Source organism: Streptomyces sp. Pv4-95 (assembly GCF_045782725.1).
Lineage (GTDB): Bacteria > Actinomycetota > Actinomycetes > Streptomycetales > Streptomycetaceae > Streptomyces.
In genome coordinates, this window is record NZ_CP127172.1 from 613,706 (window position 1) to 636,516 (window position 22,811).

The window sequence follows — 22,811 nt, forward strand, 5'->3', positions numbered from 1 at the left end:
AACTGCCCGGCCGGGCTATCGCCCCCCGGGCAGTTGCGCCAGGTGCCGCCGCAGTACCGCCCGGACCGCGTCCGGGCGCAGACGGTCGGGATGCAGAGCCGCGTTCAGGGCAAGGCCGTCCAGGACAGCGGCGAGGTGTTCCGTCGCCACCGGGTCGTCCACACCCAGGCGGTGCAGCAGGCGGCCGGCGACGGTCCGCAGACCGTCGTGCAGTTCGACGGCGATCGGGCCCAGCGCGGGGTCCGTGCGTGCGGCCACCGCGAACTCCAGCCAGACCGCGGTCTCGTCCGCGCGCGCCGCGTCGAGCGGCAGGAATTGGCCCGCGATCTCCTCCGCCACGTCGTGGGGGTCGTCGTCCGGGCCCAGGCGTTCCCGCTGGGCCCGCACCCGGGCCTCCACCCGGTGCACCATCTCGCGGGCCGCTGCGGTGAGCAGTTCCGGGTGGCTTTCGAAGTAGTGACGTACGGAGCCGACGGCGAGCCCCGCCTCGGCTGCCACGTTCTGCAGCGTGGCCTGCTGGATGCCTCCGCGGGCCACGACGCGGAAGACAGCCTCCACCACCTCGCGCCGGCGCTCTTCTCGGTCCACGATCTTCGGCATCCGTTTTTTATAGCACGGTCGTGCTAGATTTTATTTAGCACGATCAAGCTACAAAAATCGCCGAGCCCGCCGCCGCTCCTCCGGCGGCCGGACCAGGACCGGATCAGGAGTCGCCATGGAACCGTCCCGCACACACCGCCTCGGGCGCCTGGCGCGTATGACGCGCCTGGCGCTCGACCTGGGAATCTCATCCCTCGCGTACTACGGCTGCGCCCTCGCAGGCATCGACACGTTGCCCGCCCTGCTGACCGCCGCGGGCGTGGCAGCCGCATGGCTGGCCACGACGACGCTGTACGACCGCCGCGCCGACGGCCTCGCCCTCGGCATGCTGCTCATGTACGCGCTGTCGGCAGCCTTCGCCGCGGCGACCTCGGAGCCCCGGCTGCTGCTCCTGCGCGATCCGCTGGTGAGCGCCCTCGCCGGGCTGGTGTTCCTCGGCAGCTGCCTTGGCGGCACTCCGGCCACCGCCTATCTGGCGCGCAGGCTGCACGGCCACCCGCTCCGCGACCCTCAGCTCCGCCGCGCGCACCGGACGCAGACCCTGGTTCTGGGCACCGGGCTGACCGCCGAAGCGCTCGCGCGCGTTCTGCTCGGGTGCGCGCTACCGGTCACGACAGCCGCCGCGATCACGCCTCCACTGGAATTCGTGGTGCTCATCCCGCTCGTCGTATGGACGATCCGGCAGCGCCGGAAGGTCGTGGCCCGATCCTCCGCCCCGGCAGCCGGGTCCGTGAGCGGGGTCGACGCACCAACGCTCCCGCACCGATCGGGCGTGGCCGCTCCTGAGCAGGCCCGGGGAGGTGCCCGATGAGGACCCTGGACAGCCCGCCCGCCGCGGACGGCTTCCGGATGCCGGCCGAGTGGGAGCGTCACGACGGGTGCTGGATGGTGTGGCCGCAGAACGGATATGTGTGGCGCGAAGGAGCCCGCCCCGCCCAGCGCACATTGGCCTACCTTGCCAACGCCGTTGCGGACACAGGCGAGGACGTCACCGTCACGGTGACCGGCGACCAGTACGCCAACGCCCGGTCCTCGCTGGACTCCCGGGTCCGCGTCGTCGAGGCCACCACCTGGCTGGGCTGGGCCCGTGACATCGCACCCACCTTCGTCGTGGACGACAGCGGGCGACGGCGCGGAGTGGACTTCGCCTTCAACGGCTACGGCAACCGCTACCCGTACTGGGCGACCGACGACCAGTACGCCCGCAAAGTGCTCGACCTCGCGGCCACCGACCGTTACCGCGCCCCGCTGGTGCTGGAAGGCGGAGCCTTCCATGTGGACGGCGAGGGAACCGCCTTGGTCACCGCCGAGACCCTTCTCGACCCCGCCCGCAACGGCAGCCCCTCGCGCACCGCGATGGAAGAACTGCTGGCGTCCTACCTCGGCGTCACCCGGACCCTGTGGATCGAATGGGGCCTCACGCACGACGCGACGCGCGGCCACGTGGACAACATGGCGTGCTTCGCCGCCCCCGGCTTGATCTGCCTGACCTGGACGGACGACACCCGCGACCCCCAGTACGACCGCAGTGCGCGCGCCCTGGAGGAGCTGCGCGGCGCCACCGACGCCCAGGGCCGCGCCCTCCGGGTGGAGAAGCTGCCCCTGCCCGGCCCGCTCCACGCGACCGATGACGAGATACGCGGCCTGGACAGCCACCGCCCGCGGACGAAAGACCCCCAACTGCCCAGGCTCGCCGCCTCGTACGCCAACTTCTACCTCACCGCCGACCACCTCTTCGCCCCGCTGCTCGACCGCGAGCGCGACGACGAGGCACTCGCATGCCTCGCCCGGATCTTCCCGCACCACACCGTCGTAGGGATCCCCACCCGCGAACTCCTCCTCGGCGGCGGCAACATCCACTGCGCCACCCAGCAGATGCCGAGCCGGCGCTCAGGCGGGGCGAAGCCGCCGTCGCTCGAAGCGGCTCACCGGCCACCCGGCGCCCGCTGAGGGACGCATCCGGGGGCGGCGGGCCGCATCCTCAGAACAGTCGTGCCGGGGTCACCTCCCGCACATGCAGGAGGGCGTCGAACCAGTCGGCGAGTGCGCCGCCCGACAGATGGTGATTCCGATCGTCGGCCGGGTCGTAGGCGGGACCCACGAGCCGAGTCCTGGTGGGAGTGTGCAGCCAGTCGCGCACGGGTCCCGGCGGCGGGCCGGTGCGCAGATCGGGCACGTAGTAGGCAGCCGTCGCCACCGCGCCGAGCACGGACTCGGCGAAGTCGGGCGGGGGAACCGGCACGGGTGCGGGGTGCGACAGCCTGCCGTGGTGGAACGTCACCCCCAGAGAGACGTAACCCGCCCCGAAGTGTTCTCTTAAGTAGCTGCCCGCGTTGCGGTGAGTCAGCGGCGGAGAGGCGGCCGGTGCGGGTGAGACGGTGCGGGGACTTCCCACCGCCGTATGCGCGATGCCGCCCAGATAGACGGTCCGGTCCCCGGACTCCGCGTGCCAACGAATGGAGTCCTCGGCCAGGCGGCGCTCGATTCCCGCGAGCCCGTCCGGAGGCAGGGCGGAGAGCGTCAAGGCGGGGGGCATGAAGCGGACCGGGTCGTCCGGGAAGCGTTTGTTGTACGCGCGCATCCACGCCACCAGTGCCAGAACCTCCTCCGTGCGCCAGAACGACCGCGCCGGACCCAGCATTGCGCGCGGATCCCCCTCCCCCGTGAGCACGTAGGTGTCGAGCCCCAGCCGGGCCGGATCGTCCCCCTCCAGGGTCACGGAGCGGAACCCGTGCTCCTCGACCAGCAGCCGCGCCACCCGGTGCTGAAGGACGGCGGGTTCACGCGCCTCCCGCGCCGAGACGCCGACAGCCACGACCTGGGCGTCGCCGATCAGCGGAGCCAGCGGACGTAGATCATCCAGCGGGGAGGCCGGGTCGGAGGGATCGAGCGGGTGGGCGTGCTCCTCGACCCCACGCCTGACCTGTTCGTGCTGCTGCTCGCTCATGGGGCTGCCTCATTCGACGACCGGTGCGGGGCCGTTGCCCCGCGTGACCAGCAGTCTCAATGCTGAAGTCCGGTTGAGGTCAAGGTGATCGCCGAGCTGATCGGACCGGGCCGCCCCGCGGAACTCGACGCCCTCCTCAGCTTGCCGAGCGGTCGTCAGAGGGCCGCTGCGCCTCCTCGCGCAGGCGCTTGCCCCGCCGGCCTGTCATGGTCTTGAGCGGGAGCAGCACCACCCACCACAGTTTCGCGCCCGTTGGGGAGACGAACGCGAGGGGTACCGCGACGAGGAAGACCAGTACCGTCCATGCCAAGTCGGCCACGTCGTTGCGTGCGACGGGGTCCGGCAGTGCCTTGCTGCCGAGCCACGGGCGCTTCCACACCACGATCGTCAGGGCGAGCTGTGCGGCTCCCATGGCGGCCACGGCACCCGAATAGACGGCGACCGACTGGGACTGGTCCCCGTATTCGGCCAGCAGGACGGTGGGAAACGGCATCAGGGCGATCAGGCCCAGGTTCAGCAGCCCGAGCCTGATGATGGTGCCGTCGACCTCCCGGACGTACTGGAAGATCTGGTGGTGGCCCCGCCAGAACGCCCCGATGACCACGAAGCTGAGGGCGTACGCCCAGAGGTTGGGCACCACGGCTGCCAGTGCCCGCTCGAAACCGGCGGTGTCCAGGCCGGAGGGCAGCGTGATGTCCAGCGCCAGCAGCGTCATCGCGATGGCGAACACTCCGTCGGACAGTGCGAGGAGCCGGCCCGCGTCCCCCTCGTCGTCCCGCACTCGCAGGTGGCCGTTCACGGCGCCACCCTAGAGCCAGATGCCCTGAAAAGTTCCGATTGACCTCATCGGCCCCTTGGCCTCTGTTGCCGGAGCCCGGCCCCTCGGCCTGCCGGCGTCAGATCTCCGGGAAGGATTCCGGCACGCCCAGCGTCCCCGCCACGGCACGCCAGATGGCCGCCTGGGCCGTCGGCAGGTCGATGCGCGGGTCGCCCAGCATCAGGCGGATGCCGAAGCCGTCACTCAGTGCGAGCAGCAGCGTGCTGGTCGCCTCGACGTCGCAGTCGGCGAACTCACCGGCCTCGATGCCCCTGCGCAGCGCCTGGCCGATCCAGGCGTGCAGCTGGTCGTAGAGGTCGACGGCGAGGCTCTGGGCCGTCTCGTCGCGCAGGGCCCTGACCCACAGTTCCTGCCACAGCCGCCAGTCCTGCCGGAGCTCGGCGTCCGTGGGCAGCATGTTGTGCAGGATGCGGGCCAGGACGACCGCGGCGGGCACCGTGTCGGCGTCCCGTTCGAGTTCCGTGCCGGTCTGCCCGAAGGAGTGGGTCATCGCCTCGGCGAAGAGCCGCTCACGGTTTTCGAAGTGGTAGTGCAGCAGGGCCGTCGAGACCTTCGCGCGCTCGGCGACCATGCGCATCCGGATCTTTTCGAAGCCGACCTCGGCGATCACTTCGCACGCGGCGGAGAGGATCCGCTCCCGCGTTTCGAGAGTGCGTTCGTCCTTGGTCACGTGACTGCTCCCCGGGATATCGGTACAGGTCCTGCGGGCCCACTGGCCCGTCTCGTGCCATCTTCCCGCATCGCCTTCAGCCGTCCCCCGCCGCAGGGCCGGTCATCGGTAGGTGTGGAAGCCGCGTCCGGACTTGCGGCCGAGCAGGCCCGCCTCGACCATCCGGTCCAGCAGCGGCGGAGGCGCGTAGCGCGGCTCGCGGAACTCCTCGTACAGCGACTCGGCGATGGCCCGTGTCGTGTCGAGGCCGATCAGGTCGGCCAGGGCGAGCGGCCCCAGCGGGTGGGCGCAGCCCAGCCGCATGCCGCGGTCGATGTCGGCCGCGGAGGCCGCGCCGGACTCGGCCATCCGCACCGCGTCCAGCAGATACGGGACGAGGAGCGCGTTGACGATGAATCCGGCGCGGTCCGCGGCCTGTACGACCTCCTTGCCGAGCACGTCGGCGGCGAAGGACCGGGCCCTGCGGGTGGTGTCCTCGCCGGTCAGCAGGGAGGGCACCAGCTCGACGAGCGGCAGCACCGGCACCGGATTGAAGAAGTGCAGGCCGATGACCTGCTGGGGCCGTGCGGTGGCGGCGGCGAGCCGGATGACGGGCAGGGAGGAGGTGTTGGTCGCCAGGATCGCGTCCGGTCGCCGTACCGTCGCGTCCAGTCGTCCGAACACGGCCACCTTCGCCGCCTCGTCCTCCGCGACGGCCTCGACGACCAGGTCGCGGTCGGCCAGCGCCTCCAGGTCCGAGGTGAGGGTGATCTTGGCGAGCGCCGCGTCGCGGTCCTGGGCGGAGAGCTTTCCGGCGGCCGTGGCGCGGTCGAGGGATCCGGTGAGCCGGCGCAGGCCGGCGTTCGCGGCGGCACGTCCGGTCTCGACGACGATCACGTCCCGGCCGGCCCGGGCACACACCTCTGCGATGCCGGAGCCCATCAGGCCGCAACCCACGATCCCGATCCGTTCGACAGCGCTGGTGGGCATCGGTCCTCCTTGGTCGGTGTGCCGGGCGGCCGAGGGGTCTCGGCCGCCGCCCCGTGACACCGGGTGGTGCGTGCGGGGCGGGTCCGGCGTGTCCCGGCCAGGGGGACGGGACACGCCGGAAAGGGTCAGTCGGCGACGGGCATCTGGAGTACGCCCGTGCCCCGCTTGACCAGTTCACCGGCGATGATCAGGCGCTGGATCTCGGAGGTGCCCTCCCAGATCCGGTCCACCCGCAGCTCCCGGTAGAGCCGCTCGACGGCGTAGGAGCGGTCGTAGCCCCGGCCGCCGAAGATCTGCACACAGCGGTCGATGACCCGGCCCGCCGCCTCGCTCGCCGCGAGCTTGGCGATGGCCGCCTTGGCGTGCAGGGTCTTGCGGTCGACGGTGCCCTCGGTCACCTCCCAGGCGACCTGGTGGGTGTACGCGCGGTTGACCGCAATGTCCACCGCGCAGTCCGCCAGCATCCCCTGCACCAGCTGGAAGTCCGCGATCGGCGAGCCGAACTGCCTGCGCTCCACCGCCCAGTCACGAGCCAGCCTCAGGGCCCGCTCGGCGGCGCCCGTCGTACGGGCCGCGATCATCAGCCGCTCCTCGGTGAACCAGGACCGGGTGATGTCGTAGCCCTTGCCGATCCCGCCGAGCACCGCGTCCTCGGGCACCGCGACGTCGGTGAAGGTGAACTCGGGGTGCTCGTAGACGAAGGTGTGCATGAACCGCGGCACCCGGGTCATCTCGATGCCCGGCGTGTCCTTGTCGACGAGGAACAGCGTCGGCTCCCGGTCCGGGCCTGCCGCGGCAAGGACGATCATGAAGTCGGCGTGGTCGCCGACGGTGACGAACCACTTCTCGCCGTTGAGCAGCCAGCCGTCGGCGGTCCTGGTCGCCGTGGTCGCCAGGTTCTGCGGGTCGGAACCGGCGCCGGGCTCGGTCACCGCGTAGCAGTCGCGGCGCTCGCCGCGGATGACCGGTTCGAGGTAGCGCTCGCGCTGTGCGGGTGTGCAGAAGCGCAGGGCGTTGGCGGGGCGCCACACGGTGTCCCACAGTGCTCCGGTGAGCTGCCCCAACTCCTCCTGGACGATGGCCTGTTCCAGGATGGTGAGCCCGGCGCCGCCCCACTCCTGCGGCATGTTGACGGCCTGCAGACCGCTGCCGAGCACGGCGTCGCGGATCTCCGCGTGCGCCTCCGGCGGCAGGCCGTTGTTCTCCTCGCAGTCGACTTCGTACGCGGTGAGGGTTTCGGTGAGCTCGCGCGCGGTGCGCTTGAGGCCCGCCTGGCGGGGGGTGAGACGGAAGTCCATGTCAGTCCTCAAAAGGTGGTGGCGGACCGTGGTCCGGTGGTCGGGCGACGGGTCAGGACAGCGGCAGGTTGAGGGCGCGGGTGCCGCGCTTGATGAGCTCGTTGGCGATGATCAGGCGCTGGATCTCGGAGGTGCCCTCCCAGATCCGGTCCACCCGCAGCTCCCGGTAGAGCCGCTCGACGGGGTAGGAACGGTCGTAGCCCCGGCCGCCGAAGATCTGCACACAGCGGTCGATGACCCGGCCCGCCGCCTCGCTCGCCGCGAGCTTCGCCGTCGATGCCTTGGCGTGCAGTGCCTTGGGGTCGACGCCCGGCTGATCGGCCTCCCAGGCGACCTGGTGGGTGTAGGCGCGGTTGACCGCGATGTCCACCGCGCAGTCCGCCAGCATCCCCTGCACCAGCTGGAAGTCCGCGATCGCGGACCCGAACTGCTTGCGCTCCACCGCCCAGTCGCGGGCCAGTTGAAGGGCCCGCTCGGCGGCGCCCGTCGTACGGGCCGCGATCATCAGCCGCTCGTCGGTGAACCATTCCTTTGTCAGCTCGTAGCCGTTGCCCACGCCGCCGAGGACGTCGTCGTCGGGGACGAAGACATCGGTGAAGGTGAACTCCGGGTGCCCGTTCACGGCGGAGTGCATGAAGCGCGGCACCCGGGTCATCCGTACGCCCGGCGCCTCCTTGTCGACGAAGAAGAGGGTGGCGGCCCGCTCGGGGCCCGCGTCGGCCTGCACCAGCAGGAAGTCGGCGATGTCGCCGCAGGTCACGAACCACTTCTCGCCGTTGAGCAGCCAACCGCCCTCGGTGCGGGTGGCGGTGCTGGTGCCCGACCCCGGGTCCGAGCCGGCGCCCGGCTCGGTCACCGCGAAGGCGTCGAAGCGCTCACCGCGGATGACGGGGAGCAGATACTTCTCCCGCTGGGCCTCGGTGCCGTAGGCCAGTACGTTGGCCGGCCGCCAGGGAATGTCCCACAGGCAGTTGGTGACCTTGCCGAACTCCTCCTCGACGATGACCTGATCGAGCAGGGAGAGTCCGGGGCCGCCCCACTTCTCGGGCATGTTGATGGCGTAGACCCCCGCGTCGATCGCGGCCCGGGTCAGCTCGCGGACGGTTTCGGCGGGCAGCGGTCCGCCGGCCTCCTCGGACTGGTTCTCGTACGGATACAGCAGCTCGGTGTAGGCGGCGGCGCGGGCCTTGAGATCGGCCTGTCGGGGTGTGTAGCGGAAGTCCATGGTGTCCTCCGGGACGGCGGGCGGGGCGGGTGTCAGGCCAGTAGCGCGCGGGCGTCGAGGGCGAGGGCGCCGTCCGGGCGGACGAGCAGCGGATTGACCTCGATCTCCGTGATCTCGGGGTGGGCGGCGGCGAAGGTGGTGATGCGTTCGACGGCGGCCGCCGCGGCCGCGATGTCGACGGCGGGACGTCCCCGAACTCCCTTGAGAAGGGCGGAGGTTCGCAGTCCGGCCAGCAGTTGTTCGGCACGCTCGGCCGGTACGGGCGCCAGGGCGAACGCGACATCGTGCAGTGCCTCGGTGAGCACTCCGCCGAGGCCGACCATGGCGACCGGGCCGAACCGGGGATCGTGGTTGACCCCCACGATCAGCTCGACGCCGTCCGTCGTATCGGCCATCGCCTCCACCGAGTAGGAGGACGCGCCGAGCCGGGCGTGCATCTCCCGGTAGGCCGTGACCAGGGAGGCCCGGTCCGGCAGCCCCAAGGCCACCCCGCCCGCGTCGGACTTGTGCAGGAGGTGCAGGGCCTTGAGGACGTACGGGCCGGGGAACGCGTCGGCGGCGGCGAGCAGTTGGGCCTCGTCGGTGATCTCCCGGGCCTCCGGGAAGGCCACTCCGGCGGCGCTCAGCAGCGCGCGCACTGCGTGGTAGCCGACATCGACGACCGGCGGCGCCGCCGGTGGCAGCAGGCGTACACCGGCCGGTCCGGCGGCCTCGGGCACGGTCATGGCCGCCAGCGCCCTGGCCGCGTCCTCGGTCGACGCGAAGACGGGTATGCCCGCCTCGACGAGCGTCCGGCAGCTGGGAGCGTCCGGGAACATCGACTGCACCACGAAGGGCTTGTCCGCCCTGGCCGCCTGCCCGGCCATCTGGTGTGCCGTCTCCAGCTCACCGGCGGCGAGTGCGCTCCCGCCGCCGCTGGTGCCGCTGTCGGCCGCCGGGCCTCCCAGGCCACCGGTCGCCGCGGAGTAGCCACCGAAGTACCCGGTCAGGAGTACGGAGTCGACCTCGTCCATGCCGAGCAGGGCGGTCACGGTGTCGCCGTAGGAGTGCGGGTTCTGCTCGCCCATCCCGGCCAGATCGACCGGGTTTCCGACCGCGGACTGCTCCCACAGCAGCGTGCTGAGCTGTTCCTGTGCGGCGCCGCCGAGTTCCTGTACGTCCAGCCCGGCCGCCTCGACGGCGTCCGCGGCGATCGCTCCGTGACCGCCGCCGTCGGTGCACACCGCGGTACGGCGCCCGGTGGCGCGCCGTCCCGCGTGCAGTGCGGCGAGGACGACGGTCATCTCGTGGGGAGTGGCGACCAGGTGGACACCCGCGTCCCGGCAGGCCGCGGCGACGACATCGGCCGAGGTGGTCAGGGCACCGGTGTGGGACCGGGCGCTGCGGGCGGAGGCGGTGCCCCGCCCCGCGGTGAGCAGGACCACCGGCTTCCCCGCGGAGGCCGCCGCCTCGGCGAAGGCACGGCCGTCGCCGAAGTCCTCGGCGTAGACGGCGATGGCCCGGGTGTCGTCGTGCCGTGCGGCGTCCTCGACGAGGTCGACGAGGGTGACGTCGGCCTGGTTGCCCAGCGAGACGAAGCGGGAGAAGCCCAGGCCGTGCGGGGCGCACCGGAGTTGGAGTTCGAGGGCGAGGTTGCCGCTCTGGCTCAGCAGCGCGATGCCACCGGGCGCGAAGCGGTCGGAGGCGAGATACAGCTCCGTGGTGTTGTCCGCGATGCCCAGGCAGTTCGGCCCGACGAGCACCGCTCCCGCGGCGCGTACGCGCTCGGCGATCGCCTGTTGGCGGGCCAGCCCCAGCGGGCCGGTCTCGGCGAAGCCCGCGGTGATACCGACGAGAGCACGCGCTCCGCAGGCCAGTGCGTCGTCGACGGCGGCCTCGAAGCCGGGGCCGGGCACGGAGATCACCACGAGGTCGACGGGTTCGCCGATCGCGGCGAGCGAGGGGGCGGTGGTGCGCCCCAGGACCGTGCCGCCACGGCGGTTCACCAGGTGGACGGGGCGGCGGTCGGGTGCCCGCAGCGCCTGGGCGGCGACCGCGTGGCCGTACTTCGCCGGGTCGTCACTGGCTCCGACCACCGCGACCGACTTGGGGTCGAACAGGGCCGACAGATCACGTCCCATGGTTACCTCTCCAACTTGAGCGCGGAGTTGGGGCAGGACTCGGCTGCGGCGCGGGCGGCGTCCTCGGGGGCGCCCGGCGCGGGTTCGGCGACGACGGTGGCGTAGCCCCACTCGTCGAGGTCGATGAGGTCGGGGGCGGGTTCCTGGCAGAGGCCGTAGCCCTGGCAGCGGGTGGAGTCGAGGAGGAGTTTCACGGGTGTTCCTTTCAGCGCGGGCAGGGGGCGGAGGTTCGCCGGTGGGCGACGGCAGGGAGGGCCACCCCGGGGACGGCCACGGTGAGCCGGTCGCCGGATCCGGCGGATGCGGCGCAGGCCGGACAGGGGGCGTCGAGATGGGAGCGGACGAGGTGGGGGAAGGACCGCAGCAGGCTGCCCGCGGTGCCTGCCGCGGCGTCGAGCAGACCGCAGGCGCCGCGGCCGGGCAGCGAGGTGGACCAGCGCTCCAGCCGCACGGTGATGTCGGGGGTCGCGGTGCCTGTGGTGAGGGCGGCCACGGCCTCGCGGATCGCGCCGGTGCCCGCGACGCAGATGCCGCACTGCCGCGCGCTCTCGGCCGCGAGATGACTGAGGGCGGCGGAGGCGAGGGAGACCGGGCACTCGTCAGGGCCGAGGAAGCGGATCGCTCCGCAGCCCAGTGCCGCGCCCGCGGCCGCGAGGGCGTCGGGGTCGAGCACGAGGTCGAGGGAGCCGGGCCCGATCAGCCCGCCGAACAGGCCGCCCAGCAGGGCTCCGGCGGGCTCTGGGGCGCCCTGGGCCTGCGCCAGGGACCGCAGAGTGCGGCCGTAGGGCACCTCCGCGAGCAGCGGGTCCGCGTCGCCGCCGGCGAGCGTCAGCAGGGTGCTGCGTGCCGTGCGGTGCCCGAGGTCAGGTCGTACGGCGAGGAGGGCGATGCGGGCCAGGGTCTCCACGTTGGTGACGAGGGTGGGTGCGCCGCCGACGCCCTGCTCGTACGGCCGGGGCGGCTTGGCGGTGGGGAGGGCGGGGCCGCCGTCGATCCGGCGCACCACGGCGGTCTCCTCCCCCGCGACGTAGGTGTGCGGGGTGTGCACGATCTCCACCGGGAGGTGCGGTGCCCGCTCGGCGAGTGCGCGGCGGACCCGTTCGGCCGCCGTGTCGTCGGAGAGGTAGACGTAGCCGCGTTCGGCGCCGGTGATCCGGGCGGCCTGTGCGAGCCCGTCGAGGACCAGGTGGGGCCGGGCCCGCAGCAGCCAGCGGTCCTTGACCGAACCGGGCTCGCCCTCCTCGCCGTTCGCGACGACGACGGGCCGGCGGCCTGCGTCGCGGACGGCGCGGAGCTTGGCGGCGGTGGGGTAGCAGGCGCCGCCCCGGCCTCGCAGTCCGGCGCCGGCGATCCGGTCGAGGAGTTCGGCCGCGCCGACGGTGTCGCGGTAGCCGCCGGTGGCCGCGTACGCCTCGGCGTCTTCCGTCATGCCCGGTGTGACGCCGAGCGCGGAAGGGGTGCCCTGCGGTATCAGGGAGGCGATGCCGGTCATCCTCGGTCTCCGTCCGGTGGGGCGGCGCGCAGGGCGCGTACCGCGCTTTCGAGGGCTGTGCGGTCGGCTGCCGTGCGGCCGTATCCCGGTCCGGGGAGGCCGATCAGCATGCGGTGGTGGTCGAGCACGACTTCCGCGGCGAGCAGGGCGGCTTGCCGGTCGCCGGGGCGGGTGCCGCCGGCGACCGCTGTGACGAGGCCGGTCACCTCGGCGAGGTAGCGGAGCCAGCCGCGCTGGGTGCCGTGCATGACCAGCCGCTCGACGCGCCGCCGCTCGGCTCGCGTCGCCGCCTCCGGCGCGTCGGCCGCACGCCGTACGGCGGTGCGCAGTGCCGCGACGGTGACGGGCAGTTCCCGTTCGGGTTCGGGGGTGAGCCCGAGCCAGACCAGGCTCCGACGACCGCTCATGCGTGCCTCCGGGAAAGGAGTGGGGGTGGCCGGCACGGCGCGGATCGGGGAGTCGGGGTGCGGGGCATTGCCCGTGGCTCGGTGCCGGAAGGGGTGTGCCGTTGCGGGGTGTCGGCCGGGGGACCGGGACGCACCGCGCCCGCTCACTGCCGGCGTTTCACCGTGGCGGAGCGCCAGGAGCAGCGAGAGCACTAAACTAACTAATCAATTAGTCAGGACACAAGTCTTGACTTCCCCGAAACCCGCCAGCAATCTGACTGACCAATTAGTCAGCACGGGATCCGATACGTCGACGACGGGCCGCCCACCGCGTCCGGGCCGCCTCGTTCCCCTCGCCCCGTGCGGCATGGAGGAGCCACCCGATGCACCCCGAAGCCACCACCGCACCGCCCCCTCAGGACACCCCCGGCCAGGGACTGCCCGGCCGCCTTTACACCGACCCGGCCACCGCCACCGCGGAGACCCGGCACATCTTCGCCAAGTCCTGGCAGCTGGTCTGCCATGAATCCGATCTCCCCGGCCCCGGGGCGCGGCTCGCCGCCGCCGTCGCCGACCGCGAGGTCCTCGTCGTACGCACCGAGGACGGCGGCCTGGCCGCCCACCTCAATGTGTGCAGGCACCGCGGAACCCGCCTGGTCACCGCCCCCGAGCCGGCCGGCAAGGCCATCCGGTGCCCGTACCACGGCTGGACCTACAAGCTCGACGGGCGCCTGGTCGGCGCGCCGGAGGCACGGCAGATCCCCTGCCTGGACAAGCCGTCGCTCGGCCTCTTCCCGGTCCGGGTCGAGTCGTTCCTCGGGTTCGTCTTCTGCAACCTCGCCCCGGACGCCGTACCGCTCGCCGAGCAGTGCGCCGGGCTGGCGGAGGCCGTCGGCCACTACGCCGGGACCGATCTGGTCCCGGTGGGCCGAAGCCGGATCCACGACCTGGCCGGCGCCGAGGTCCAGGAGGCCAACTGGAAGGTCGCGGTCGACAACTACCTGGAGGGCTACCACGTCCCGGTCGCCCACCCCGGGCTGATGCGGCTGCTCGACTACCAGGGCTACACCAGCGAGATCGCCGAGTCCTACGTGCTCTTCGCCTCGCCGCTGCGCGACAAGCCCTCCTCGAACTGGGCCGAGCGGCTCTACCAGCGCGTCGCGTCCCCCATGCCGGGTCTTACCGAGGCCGACCGGCGGATCTGGCGGTACGCGGTGATCTACCCCAACACACTCATCGACTTCTACCCCGACCATGTGCTTGCCTGGACCGCCATCCCGACGGCCGTCGACCGGGTGGCCGTTCCCGGCGCTTTCTACACCCGCCGCGGGACCGGCCCACGGACCCGGCTCGCCCGTCGCCTCAACATCCACATCGGCTGGATCACCAATGACGAAGACGCCGAACTGGTGGCCCGTGTGCAGAAGGGCCTCGGTACGCCGGGCTTCGAGCCGGGCCCCCTGTCCCGCCGGGAGGCCGCCGTCGGCTGGTTCGCCGACCGGGTACGCGCCGACCTGGGCGACGCGGTGCGCTGAACCGCCCCGGTGAGGCGACTGCCCGAGCATCCCCGGCGCGCACCGCACCGCGCCGCGGCCGTCTGGTTCCGCGCGAAGGACAGGGCCTTCCGCGCCCCCGCGACCACCCCCCTGAAGCAGCGCTGACCCCCTACGGAGAGGACACCGATGTCCCCCGAGGCACACCCACCACCGTCCCGACGCGGCTTTCTGCGCGCAGGCGCCACCGCGGCCCTCGGCCTCGGCGTCGCAGGCTGCGGCTTCCTGCCGGAGAGCCGGAACGCCTTCGGAGACCCGGACGCGCCGATCGACGTCAAGCCCGACGGCGACCTGGTGTATTTCAACTGGGCAGATTTCGTCGCCCCGGCCGTCTTCGACGGCTTCGAGAAGGAGTACGGCGTCAAGGTCATCCAGTCGAACTTCGACTCGATGGAGGGCATGACCGCCAAGCTCAACGCCGGCAACCGCTACGACATCATCTTTCCCACCGCGAAGTGGGCGCAGCGGCTGGCCGACGGCGGTCGGCTGCGCCGTATCGACCACTCCCGGCTGCGCCACGCCGATGCCGTCTTCGACAAGTACGACTACTTCGCGGATCCCTGGTACGACCGGCGCTCCGCGCACACGGTCCCGTTCACCATGTACAAGACCGGCATCGGCTGGCGCAAGGACAAGATCGGCGACGGCCTCACCGGATCCTGGGGCGACCTGTGGAACGACCGGGCCAAGGGGCGCGTCTTCGTCCTCGACGACCGCGACGAGGTCCTCGGCATGGCCGCGCTCAAGCTCGGCCTCGACGTCGACACCTCCGACGAACGCGATCTCGGCCGGATCACCAGGACGCTGCAGAGCCTCCGCCCCCGGCTGCGCGGCTTCTCCAGCGACAGCTACAACAACCTGCTGAACGGCAACGCGGCGATGACGCAGGCGTGGAGCGGTGACATGGCCGCCATGCTCGGCCAGGCCAAGGACCCCTCCGTCCTCGGCTTCGAGGTGGCACGGGAGGGCGCGCCGATCAACTCGGACTGCTATGCGATACCCACCAACGCCCGCCACCCCGGGACGGCGATGCTCTTCATCGACTACATGCTCAGACCCGAGAACGTGCGCAAGAACATCCGGTACATCGGCTACCCCATGCCGGTCGGCGGCAGCGAGGACGTCTACGCCGCCCTGGTGAAGCCGTTCCCACAGTGCCTGGTCGCCCCCGACGACCTCAAGGCCGACCTCTTCTTCCGCAATGCCTCCTCGAAGGGCGAACAGGCCCGCGACACCGCCTGGACCCACGTGAAAGCGGGCTGACATGGCACAGCGCTCCCCCTCCGGGTCTCCCCGGCCGCCACGCGGGCCCTCGGCCTCCGGCACACGGCTGTGGACCTGGCTCATGCTCCCCGGCACCCTGTGGATGACCGGCTTCCTGATCGCCTCCCTGATCCTGGTGGCCACCCTGGCCCTGGGCACCACCGACCCCCTCGGCAACCCCCGCTTCGGGCTCAACTTCGACAACATCGCGGCGATGGCCGACCCCGCCTACCGCATCGTGCTGCTGCGCTCCCTGGTCTTCTCGCTGATCGCCTGCGCCGTCTGCCTGGTGGTGGCCTACCCCGTCGCCTACTCCATCGCCCTGCACGGCGGACGGTTCAAGAATCTGCTGATCGCCGCGATCGTCGTGCCGTTCTTCGCCAACTACCTGGTGCGGATGTACGGCTGGTCGGTGGTGCTGTCCGACGGCGGACCCGTGCTGAAGGCACTGCGGGCCGTCGGGCTGGCCGATGACGGCACCAAGATTCTGCAGAGCGGTGTCGGTGTCATCGCCGGACTCGTCTACGGCTTCATCGTCTTCATGATCATCCCGCTGTACGCGGCACTGGAACGGATGGACCTCTCGCTGATCGAGGCGGGTCGCGACCTCTACGGAGGCCCCTTGCGGACCTTCTTCTTCGTCACCCTTCCCGCGACCCGGCAGGGCGCGGCCGCGGGCGCCGTCCTGGTCTTCCTGCCCGCCATGGGGGACTTCGTGAGCGCCCAGCTGATGGGCGGCCCGGACCAGATCATGATCGGCAATCTGATCCAGGACAAGTTCTTCCAGGGCCAGAACTGGCCCCTGGGCTCCGCCCTCACCATGCTCATGATGGCGGTGCTGTTCATCGGGATGCTCGGCTACCTGCGACGCACCCGCAAGGACGAGGCGGAGGCCACCCGATGACGCTGCGCTCCCCGCACCGGCGGCACCGCCGCGGCACCGACCGCAGGCCCCGGCTGGCACTCGCGGTCACCGCCGCCTTCTTCCTCCTCCTCTACCTCCCCATCGGGGTGGTCGTCCTCTTCTCCTTCAACGCCCAGAAGTCCCTCACCGTCTTCAAGGGCCTGAGCTTCCGCTGGTACACGGCCTTCTTCCACGACAACGTGCTGATCGAGTCGCTCGGGATGAGCCTGCGGGTCTCCCTCGTGGCGATGGCGGGTTCGGTGATCCTCGGCGTCGCGCTGGCCCTGGGCCTGGTGCGCAGCCGTACCCGGCTCGGGTCCATGGCCGGCCTGATCATGCTGGTCCCGCTGATCACCCCGGAGATCGTCACCGGCGTCGCCGCGATGCTCCTGTTCAAGGGCATGGACATCACCCTCTCCTCGGGCACGGTGATGCTCGCGGAGATCACCTTCTCCATCTCCTACGTGACGGTGATCCTGCGCTCGCGGATCGCCGCTCTCAACCCGGAGGTCGAGGAGGCGGCCATGGACCTGGGGGCCACCCGCTGGCAGGCCCTGCGCCTGGTCACGCTGCCCGCCCTGCTGCCCACCATCCTCGCCGCCGCGGTGCTCGTCTTCGCCCTCGTCTTCGACGACTTCGTGCTGGCGTACTTCACCACCGGCGTCGACCCCCAGCCGCTGTCCGTCCGCATCTACTCCGCGATCCGGTTCGGCGTGCAGCCCACCATCAACGCCGTCGGCACGCTGATGCTGGCCGGCTCCATCGGCCTGATCGCTCTCGCGCTGGCCATCCCGCGTCTGTTCGGCCGCCGCGGCGGCCTCGACCTGCTCTCCGGGAAGTGACGCCATGACCTCCTCCGACTCCCCCTCCGACGGCATCCCCTCCGACGCGGCGGCCCCGGCCGACGCACCGCCCGCCGTCCGGCTCGACAACGTCAGCAAGAACTACGGTGGATCCTTCGCGGTCAAGGACCTCTCCCTGGACATCGCACCCGGCGAGTTCTTCTCCCTGCTGGGCCCGTCCGGCTGCGGCAAGACCACCTCGCTGCGGATGATCGGCGGCTTCACCGACCCCACCGCCGGCGTCGTCCTGCTGGGCGGTGAGGACGTGACGGCGCTGCCGCCCGACAAGCGCAACGTCAACACCGTCTTCCAGAGCTACGCCCTCTTCGACCACCTGTCGGTGGCCGACAACGTGGCCTTCGGCCTCAAGCGCAAGGGCGTCCCCCGGGCCGAGATCCGCGAACGGGTCGCCACCATGCTGGACCGGGTGCAGCTCGGCGACCTCGGCGGCCGCAAGCCCGGCACGCTCTCGGGCGGGCAGCGCCAGCGGGTCGCCCTGGCGCGCGCCCTCGTCAACCGCCCCCAGGTCCTGCTGCTCGACGAACCGCTGGCGGCGCTCGACCTGAAGCTGCGGCGGCGTATGCAGGTCGAGCTCAAGCAGATTCAGCGCGAGGTCGGCATCACCTTCGTCTTCGTCACGCACGATCAGGACGAGGCGCTGACCATGTCGGACCGGGTGGCGGTGATGAACCAGGGCCGCGTCGAGCAGTGCGGCCCCCCGGAGGATGTCTACGAACGTCCCGCCAACCAGTTCGTGGCGTCCTTCATGGGCACCTCCAACCTCGTGCCCGGCACCTATCGCTCCGGCGAGGTGGTCCTCGACTGCGGCCCCGCGCTGCCGGTGGGTGTGCGCACCGGCGTCCCCGACGGCAGCAGCGTCAGCCTGTCGATCCGGCCCGAGAAGATCTGGCTCTCCGACTTCGAACCGGGCATGGCCCTGGTGAACGGCGTGGTGCGGGAGACCGTCTACTCCGGCCCGACCACCACCTATCTCATCGAACTCGCCCCCGGCGTCACGGTGTCCGTACTGGAGCAGAACACCTACCGCTCCCGCATGGAGGACCGCTGGAGCGGCGGCGAAAGCGTGGAGATCGGCTGGAAGCCCGAGCACTGCCTGGTCCTGGACTGACCGGCGCCCACCTCCAGCCGCCCACCCACAGCGAAGGAACGCCCTCATGAATCACGATGTCATCGTGCTCGGCGCCGGCCTCGCCGGCCTCGCCGCGGCACGGGACCTGCACGCGGCCGGCGCCGACGTCCTCATACTCGAAGCCCGCGACCGGGTGGGCGGACGGGTCGAGCAGACCGTGCTGCCCGACGGCCGGCTGGTACAGCTCGGCGGGGAGGTGGTCGGCCGGGCCCACACCGCCTACCTCGCGCTCGCTGCAGAACTCGGCCTCACCCTCGTCCCCAGCTACGTCGCCGAACCCGGCCGGATGGCCAGGGCCACGGCGGAAGGCGTGTCGGCCGGGGACCCGCCGCACTGGTTCGGCCCCGGCGACGAGGCCGGCCACCGCCGTGCCGCCGCCGCGTTCGTGGCGCTTGCACGCACCGTCGACCCGCAGGACCCCTGGTCCCACCCGCACGCGGAGGCCCTCGACCGCCTGTCGGTCGGAGCCTGGCTGCGCTCCGAAGGAGCGAGCCCCGCGGTCGTACGGCTCTGGGAAATCGGCCAGCTCGCCCTGGCCAGCGGGTCCTGTGAACGCACCTCCCTGCTGGCCGCGCTCCGCAAGCACGCCGCCGTCCCCGGTGACGACGCCTATGCGTACGAGGACTGGGAGGGGCTGCGCGTCGCGGAGGGGTCGGCGACCGTGGCCCTGCGCATGGCCGAGCAACTGGGCCGGCGCATCCGTCTCGAAGCGCCCGTCGACGAAGTGACGGTGCGACCGGGAGGCTGCCGGGTCCGCCTGACCGACGGCCCGACGCTGACCGCGGATGCGGTGGTCAGCGCCCTGCCGGTCGGCCCGCTCCGCTCGGTCGCCGTCACCGGCGTCTCCGCGGCCCGCCTCGCCTCGCTGCACCGCCAGCGGCAGGCCGTCGCCGCCAAGTTCGCGGTGGCCTACGACAAGCCCTTCTGGCGCAGCCTGGACCTCAACGGTCTGTCCGAGTGCGAGGGCGTGCTCGGCAGCACCTGGCCGCAGAGCGAGGGCATCCTCTCCGCCCTGATACCTCCCGAGCGCTACGGGGTGCTGCTGGGCATGCCGGCCGAACTGCGCGACCACGAGCTGCTCAGCGACATCGCCCGCCTCTACGGCGACGAGGCCCACCAGCCGTTCATGTCCGCCCTGCGGATGTGGGGCACCGATCCGTGGACCCAGGGCTACGTCACGCACTGGAACCCCGGTGACGTCATGGGCGTCGGGCCCCTGCACGGCACCCATGAACCGCCCTTCTACGTGTGCGGATCCGACCAGTGGGTGGCCGGCTACATGGAAGGCGCGGTACGCACCGGCCGGGAAGCGGCACAGGCGGTGCTGCGCCATGGCTGAGACGAACGCCCTCCCCCCGGTCCTCAACCACATCGCGGGAGCCGACCGCCCGGCAGCCTCCGGCGCCACGATGGATCTCGTCAACCCCGCCACCGGGGCGGTGCACCGCAGCGCTCCCCGCTCCGGGGCTCCCGACACGGACGCGGCTTGCCGGGCCGCGGAGACGGCCTTCGACCGCTGGTCGCTCACCACCCCCGCGGAGCGGCAGCAGGCCCTGCTGCGGATCGCCGACGCGATCGAGGAGCACGCCGACGCCTTGGTGGCCGCCGAGGTCGGGGACACCGGCAAGCAGCCGGACCAGTTCCGCAACGACGAACTGCCCGCGGTCATCGACACCTTCCGCTTCTTCGCGGGGGCGGCACGCAACCTGCCGGGTGCGGTGGCAGCCGAGTACACCGAGGGCCGTACCTCGCTGCTCCGGCGGGAACCGGTCGGTGTCTGCGCACAGATCACGCCCTGGAACTATCCGCTGATGATGGCGGCGTGGAAGGTCGCACCGGCCCTCGCGGCGGGCAACACCAGCGTCCTCAAGCCCGCGGACAGCACCCCGTCGTCGTCGGGGGTACTGGCCCGGGCAGCCGCGGAACACCTGCCGCCCGGCGTGCTCAACGTGATCTGCGGCGACCGCGACACCGGCCGGTCCCTGACCGCGCATCCGGTGCCCCGCCTCGTCGCCGTCACCGGCAGCGTGCGGGCCGGCCAGGAGATCGCCGCCGCGGCCGCGGCGGACCTCAAGCGCGTGCACCTGGAGCTGGGCGGCAACGCCCCGGTCATCGTCCACGACGACGTGGACGTCGAGGCCACCGCTGCGGAGCTCGCGGCCGTCGCGTACTACAACGCCGGGCAGGACTGCACCGCTCCCACCCGGTTCCTTGTACACCGGCGCGTGCACGACGCGTTCGTGGCCGCGTTCACGGCCTGCGCGCAAGCACTGCGCACCGCGGGTCCCGAGGAACCCGCCGACTACGGCCCGGTCAACAGCGCTACCCAACTCGCCTCCGTAGCAGGGCTGTTGAATCGACTTCCGAGCCACGCCGAGGTGGTGACCGGAGGGAAGTCGCCCGAGCGGCCCGGCTGGTTCCACTCCCCCACCGTGGTGGTCGGGCTGCGCCAGAGCGACGAACCGGTACAGGAGGAGATCTTCGGCCCGGTGGTCACCGTGCAGTCCTTCGACGATGAGGAGGAGGCGCTGCGGCTGGCCAACGGGGTCCGGTTCGGCCTGGCGGCCAGTGTGTGGACCACGCGCCACGACCTGGCGATGCGGGCCACCCGGGCGCTGCACACCGGGATCGTATGGGTGAACACCCACGGCACCACGGTGTCGGAGATGCCGCACGGCGGAGTCAAACACTCCGGCTACGGCAGCGATCTGTCCCTGGCGGGCCTGCTGGACTACACCCAGGCCAAGCATGTGATGCTCTGAAGCCGGGCCTTGCTGCACATGCGTTCAGAGCACCCTGGTCATGAACGTGCTGTTCGGGTCGGGCCGGTAGTCCGCGAAGGGCGCACAGCACCGGAAGCCGAACTTCTCGTACAGCTTTCTGGCTGGCAGGAAGAACTCGGCGGATCCGGTCTCCAGGCTCAGTCTGGTGAACCCCATGCGGGTGGCTTCGCCGATGATGTGTTCCAGCAGCTGGGAGGCGACCCCGCTTCGCTGCCGAGTGGGCCTGGTACGCATCGACTTCAGCTCGGCGTGGCCCGAGTCCAGCCTCTTGATCGCTCCGCAGCCCACCAGGCTGTCGCCCTCCAGGACCGACCAGAACGTGATCCCGGGTGCTCGAAGGCCGTCGAGGTCGAGGGCGTGCTTACTCTCCAACGGCGTGAGGGAGCGCATCTGTGCCACGTGTTCGGTGAGGAACCGGGCGATCTCCGGGCCGGAGAGGTCATCCGCCACGATCTTCAGCATGCCCATCCTTCTCCGAGCTCCCGGTGCCCAGGCATCGCGGCGAGTGGCGCATGTGCCGTGTGAGGTCGTCCGGTTCGCACTCCATCGATCGTGACGACTGAGCAGCCCGACCCGAGGAGAAGACGAGACCGCACCCCGGCCCACTGCCCCACATGTGGACGGTGGACCGGGGTGCCGGTGCCGTGTGGCCGGAGCCGGCTGCCCTACGCCTTACGAAGCCGGGCGAGGATGCCTTCGAGGTCGCCGCGGAACCTCTCGGGCCGGACGAAGTGCCCGCCGGGCTCCTCGTGCCATTCGTGCCGGATACCCGCGTTGTCCAGGAGGCCGCGGAACTCCCGCTGGCCGGCGAGCACTTCGGTCTCGTTGAGCAGGTCGAACGGGTCGACCGGGTTGGGACTGGTACCGGCCACCAGGAAGACCCGCTTGTTGCGGTAGCGCTCGACGTTTTCGGCCGGGTTGTCGGCGCTGACCCTGGCCTCGTCCCACGGCACGCCGTAGATCGTGCCGCCGCCCAGGTCCAGGGCACCGGCGGAGACGTTGGCCCAGTGGACGACCGCGCCGAGGTCGCGGCGCAGGCTCGGCGGGCCGGAGTGGGCGCTCACCGAGGCGAAGTGGCCGTGGTACTTCGCCGCGTACTTCAGGGCGCCGAAGCCGCCCATCGAGAAGCCGGCGACGGCACGGCCGTCGAACTCCGCGTACGTCCGGAAGTTCGACTCGATCCACGGGAGCAGCTGAGCCATGTGGAAGGTCTCCCAGTCCCGGGGCCCCGTGTTGGAGCTGACCGGGTTGGAGTACCAGCCCGCGTGACCGCCGTCGGGCATCACCACGATGACCGGCTTGCCTGCGGTCCAGGCGCGGATGCCTCCCTCGGGAAGCCGGTCCCAGGACATGAAGTCCTGGTCGGTACCGCCCCCGTGGAACAGATAGAGGACCGGGTAGGTGCGTCCGCTGGTGTGGTAGTCGTCGGGGAGCAGGACGTTGACGGCTGGCTGCCAGCCGATCGCGTCGGTCGCGAAGCGGTAGTACCACATGCGGGGATCGTCCTCGTTGTGCTCCACGATGCGCAGCCCGGAGCCGTCGCCGGCCGCAGCGGCGGCGTGGGCGGCCGGCGCCGACGCCAGGACGCCGGCGCCGCCGAGAGCCATCGCCGCGGAGACGCCGCCGACGGCCTTCAGGATGCTTCGGCGGGTGGAGTGGTGCTCGCTCACATGACCTCCTGGTGGGGGGAGTGGTACGAACGGCTCGTGTGCCGCGAAACCCTCGGGTAGGTTCGTCATCGGAGCGTGGGGCGCTCGCCCGCCCCCCGCTA

At 71.6% G+C, this 22,811-nt stretch carries 22 protein-coding genes; 9 read left to right on the top strand and 13 right to left on the bottom strand.

All coding sequences use genetic code 11. The annotated features are described in order from the left end of the window. Positions 1–15: 15 nt before the first annotated feature. Positions 16–600 carry a TetR/AcrR family transcriptional regulator gene (locus tag QOM21_RS02910; protein ID WP_407547923.1) on the bottom strand — a complete coding sequence of 195 codons (585 nt, stop codon included), beginning with the start codon at positions 598–600 and terminating at the stop codon, positions 16–18. Positions 601–715: 115 nt separating this feature from the next. Between QOM21_RS02910 and QOM21_RS02915 the strand changes: the two genes are divergently transcribed. Further along, the gene (locus QOM21_RS02915; protein WP_407547924.1) at positions 716–1,411 is read left to right on the top strand and encodes a VC0807 family protein; all 696 of its coding nucleotides are present in this window, start codon (positions 716–718) and stop codon (positions 1,409–1,411) included. Further along, positions 1,408–2,550 carry an agmatine deiminase gene (gene aguA, locus QOM21_RS02920; protein ID WP_407547925.1) on the top strand — a complete coding sequence of 381 codons (1,143 nt, stop codon included), beginning with the start codon at positions 1,408–1,410 and terminating at the stop codon, positions 2,548–2,550. The genes QOM21_RS02915 and aguA overlap by 4 nt, the downstream gene beginning before the upstream one ends. A 31-nt stretch (positions 2,551–2,581) precedes the next feature. Here aguA and QOM21_RS02925 read toward each other — a convergent pair whose 3' ends face one another. The 10 genes from QOM21_RS02925 to QOM21_RS02970 form a co-directional block, all read right to left on the bottom strand. Further along, positions 2,582–3,547 carry an erythromycin esterase family protein gene (locus QOM21_RS02925; protein WP_407547926.1) on the bottom strand — a complete coding sequence of 322 codons (966 nt, stop codon included), beginning with the start codon at positions 3,545–3,547 and terminating at the stop codon, positions 2,582–2,584. A 136-nt stretch (positions 3,548–3,683) separates the two neighbouring features. Continuing rightward, on the bottom strand, positions 3,684–4,346 hold the full coding sequence (locus tag QOM21_RS02930; protein WP_407547927.1) for a TMEM175 family protein: 663 nt from the start codon (positions 4,344–4,346) through the stop codon (positions 3,684–3,686). A gap of 97 nt (positions 4,347–4,443) precedes the next feature. Beyond that, entirely contained in the window at positions 4,444–5,055 is a 612-nt protein-coding gene (locus tag QOM21_RS02935; protein WP_407547928.1) for a TetR/AcrR family transcriptional regulator, read from the bottom strand. A 102-nt stretch (positions 5,056–5,157) separates the two neighbouring features. Next, positions 5,158–6,024: a 3-hydroxybutyryl-CoA dehydrogenase gene (locus QOM21_RS02940; protein WP_407547929.1), complete on the bottom strand. Its 867-nt coding sequence runs from the start codon at positions 6,022–6,024 to the stop codon at positions 5,158–5,160. Between the two features lie 125 nt (positions 6,025–6,149). After that, complete coding sequence (locus QOM21_RS02945; RefSeq protein ID WP_407547930.1) at positions 6,150–7,322, bottom strand: acyl-CoA dehydrogenase family protein; 1,173 nt, start codon at positions 7,320–7,322, stop codon at positions 6,150–6,152. A 52-nt stretch (positions 7,323–7,374) separates the two neighbouring features. Continuing rightward, positions 7,375–8,547: an acyl-CoA dehydrogenase family protein gene (locus QOM21_RS02950; RefSeq protein ID WP_407547931.1), complete on the bottom strand. Its 1,173-nt coding sequence runs from the start codon at positions 8,545–8,547 to the stop codon at positions 7,375–7,377. Positions 8,548–8,579: 32 nt separating this feature from the next. Then, positions 8,580–10,667 carry an acetate--CoA ligase family protein gene (locus tag QOM21_RS02955; protein ID WP_407547932.1) on the bottom strand — a complete coding sequence of 696 codons (2,088 nt, stop codon included), beginning with the start codon at positions 10,665–10,667 and terminating at the stop codon, positions 8,580–8,582. Between the two features lie 2 nt (positions 10,668–10,669). Further along, complete coding sequence (locus QOM21_RS02960; RefSeq protein ID WP_407547933.1) at positions 10,670–10,861, bottom strand: ferredoxin; 192 nt, start codon at positions 10,859–10,861, stop codon at positions 10,670–10,672. Positions 10,862–10,872: 11 nt separating this feature from the next. Next, on the bottom strand, positions 10,873–12,159 hold the full coding sequence (locus tag QOM21_RS02965; RefSeq protein ID WP_407547934.1) for an NADH-ubiquinone oxidoreductase-F iron-sulfur binding region domain-containing protein: 1,287 nt from the start codon (positions 12,157–12,159) through the stop codon (positions 10,873–10,875). Then, complete coding sequence (locus QOM21_RS02970; protein WP_407547935.1) at positions 12,156–12,566, bottom strand: hypothetical protein; 411 nt, start codon at positions 12,564–12,566, stop codon at positions 12,156–12,158. Before QOM21_RS02970 ends, QOM21_RS02965 begins: the two co-directional genes overlap by 4 nt. A gap of 362 nt (positions 12,567–12,928) precedes the next feature. On the opposite strand from QOM21_RS02970, the gene QOM21_RS02975 reads away from it, so the two are divergent. The 7 genes from QOM21_RS02975 to QOM21_RS03005 all read left to right on the top strand — a co-directional run bounded on the left by QOM21_RS02975 (position 12,929) and on the right by QOM21_RS03005 (position 21,019). Further along, positions 12,929–14,080, top strand: coding sequence for an aromatic ring-hydroxylating oxygenase subunit alpha (locus tag QOM21_RS02975; RefSeq protein ID WP_407547936.1), 1,152 nt, complete (start codon positions 12,929–12,931; stop codon positions 14,078–14,080). A 147-nt stretch (positions 14,081–14,227) separates the two neighbouring features. After that, positions 14,228–15,361: a spermidine/putrescine ABC transporter substrate-binding protein gene (locus QOM21_RS02980; protein WP_407547937.1), complete on the top strand. Its 1,134-nt coding sequence runs from the start codon at positions 14,228–14,230 to the stop codon at positions 15,359–15,361. A gap of 82 nt (positions 15,362–15,443) precedes the next feature. After that, a complete protein-coding gene (locus QOM21_RS02985) occupies positions 15,444–16,265 on the top strand; it encodes an ABC transporter permease (RefSeq protein ID WP_407547938.1) in 822 nt (273 codons plus the stop codon). Then, entirely contained in the window at positions 16,262–17,107 is an 846-nt protein-coding gene (locus tag QOM21_RS02990; RefSeq protein ID WP_407547939.1) for an ABC transporter permease, read from the top strand. The genes QOM21_RS02985 and QOM21_RS02990 overlap by 4 nt, the downstream gene beginning before the upstream one ends. A gap of 4 nt (positions 17,108–17,111) precedes the next feature. After that, positions 17,112–18,236, top strand: coding sequence for an ABC transporter ATP-binding protein (locus QOM21_RS02995; RefSeq protein WP_407547940.1), 1,125 nt, complete (start codon positions 17,112–17,114; stop codon positions 18,234–18,236). A gap of 46 nt (positions 18,237–18,282) precedes the next feature. Then, entirely contained in the window at positions 18,283–19,596 is a 1,314-nt protein-coding gene (locus QOM21_RS03000) for a flavin monoamine oxidase family protein (RefSeq protein WP_407547941.1), read from the top strand. Further along, on the top strand, positions 19,589–21,019 hold the full coding sequence (locus QOM21_RS03005) for an aminobutyraldehyde dehydrogenase (RefSeq protein WP_407547942.1): 1,431 nt from the start codon (positions 19,589–19,591) through the stop codon (positions 21,017–21,019). The genes QOM21_RS03000 and QOM21_RS03005 overlap by 8 nt, the downstream gene beginning before the upstream one ends. 24 nt (positions 21,020–21,043) lie before the next feature. On the opposite strand, the gene QOM21_RS03010 is transcribed toward QOM21_RS03005, so the two are convergent. Beyond that, positions 21,044–21,499 carry a GNAT family N-acetyltransferase gene (locus tag QOM21_RS03010; RefSeq protein ID WP_407555565.1) on the bottom strand — a complete coding sequence of 152 codons (456 nt, stop codon included), beginning with the start codon at positions 21,497–21,499 and terminating at the stop codon, positions 21,044–21,046. 206 nt (positions 21,500–21,705) lie between these two features. Continuing rightward, positions 21,706–22,710, bottom strand: coding sequence for an alpha/beta hydrolase (locus QOM21_RS03015; protein WP_407547943.1), 1,005 nt, complete (start codon positions 22,708–22,710; stop codon positions 21,706–21,708). Positions 22,711–22,811: the final 101 nt, after the last annotated feature.

Excerpts from the sequence above, each read along its gene's own strand:
- QOM21_RS02910 (WP_407547923.1), bottom strand. The coding sequence starts at position 600 with ATGCCGAAGATCGTGGACCGAGAAGAGCGCCGGCGCGAGGTGGTGGAG.
- QOM21_RS02915 (WP_407547924.1), top strand. The coding sequence starts at position 716 with ATGGAACCGTCCCGCACACACCGCCTCGGGCGCCTGGCGCGTATGACG.
- aguA (WP_407547925.1), top strand. The coding sequence starts at position 1,408 with ATGAGGACCCTGGACAGCCCGCCCGCCGCGGACGGCTTCCGGATGCCG.
- QOM21_RS02925 (WP_407547926.1), bottom strand. The coding sequence starts at position 3,547 with ATGAGCGAGCAGCAGCACGAACAGGTCAGGCGTGGGGTCGAGGAGCAC.
- QOM21_RS02940 (WP_407547929.1), bottom strand. The coding sequence starts at position 6,024 with ATGCCCACCAGCGCTGTCGAACGGATCGGGATCGTGGGTTGCGGCCTG.
- QOM21_RS02945 (WP_407547930.1), bottom strand. The coding sequence starts at position 7,322 with ATGGACTTCCGTCTCACCCCCCGCCAGGCGGGCCTCAAGCGCACCGCG.
- QOM21_RS02950 (WP_407547931.1), bottom strand. The coding sequence starts at position 8,547 with ATGGACTTCCGCTACACACCCCGACAGGCCGATCTCAAGGCCCGCGCC.
- QOM21_RS02955 (WP_407547932.1), bottom strand. The coding sequence starts at position 10,667 with ATGGGACGTGATCTGTCGGCCCTGTTCGACCCCAAGTCGGTCGCGGTG.
- QOM21_RS02965 (WP_407547934.1), bottom strand. The coding sequence starts at position 12,159 with ATGACCGGCATCGCCTCCCTGATACCGCAGGGCACCCCTTCCGCGCTC.
- QOM21_RS02970 (WP_407547935.1), bottom strand. The coding sequence starts at position 12,566 with ATGAGCGGTCGTCGGAGCCTGGTCTGGCTCGGGCTCACCCCCGAACCC.
- QOM21_RS02975 (WP_407547936.1), top strand. The coding sequence starts at position 12,929 with ATGCACCCCGAAGCCACCACCGCACCGCCCCCTCAGGACACCCCCGGC.
- QOM21_RS02980 (WP_407547937.1), top strand. The coding sequence starts at position 14,228 with ATGTCCCCCGAGGCACACCCACCACCGTCCCGACGCGGCTTTCTGCGC.
- QOM21_RS02985 (WP_407547938.1), top strand. The coding sequence starts at position 15,444 with ATGCTCCCCGGCACCCTGTGGATGACCGGCTTCCTGATCGCCTCCCTG.
- QOM21_RS02990 (WP_407547939.1), top strand. The coding sequence starts at position 16,262 with ATGACGCTGCGCTCCCCGCACCGGCGGCACCGCCGCGGCACCGACCGC.
- QOM21_RS02995 (WP_407547940.1), top strand. The coding sequence starts at position 17,112 with ATGACCTCCTCCGACTCCCCCTCCGACGGCATCCCCTCCGACGCGGCG.
- QOM21_RS03000 (WP_407547941.1), top strand. The coding sequence starts at position 18,283 with ATGAATCACGATGTCATCGTGCTCGGCGCCGGCCTCGCCGGCCTCGCC.
- QOM21_RS03005 (WP_407547942.1), top strand. The coding sequence starts at position 19,589 with ATGGCTGAGACGAACGCCCTCCCCCCGGTCCTCAACCACATCGCGGGA.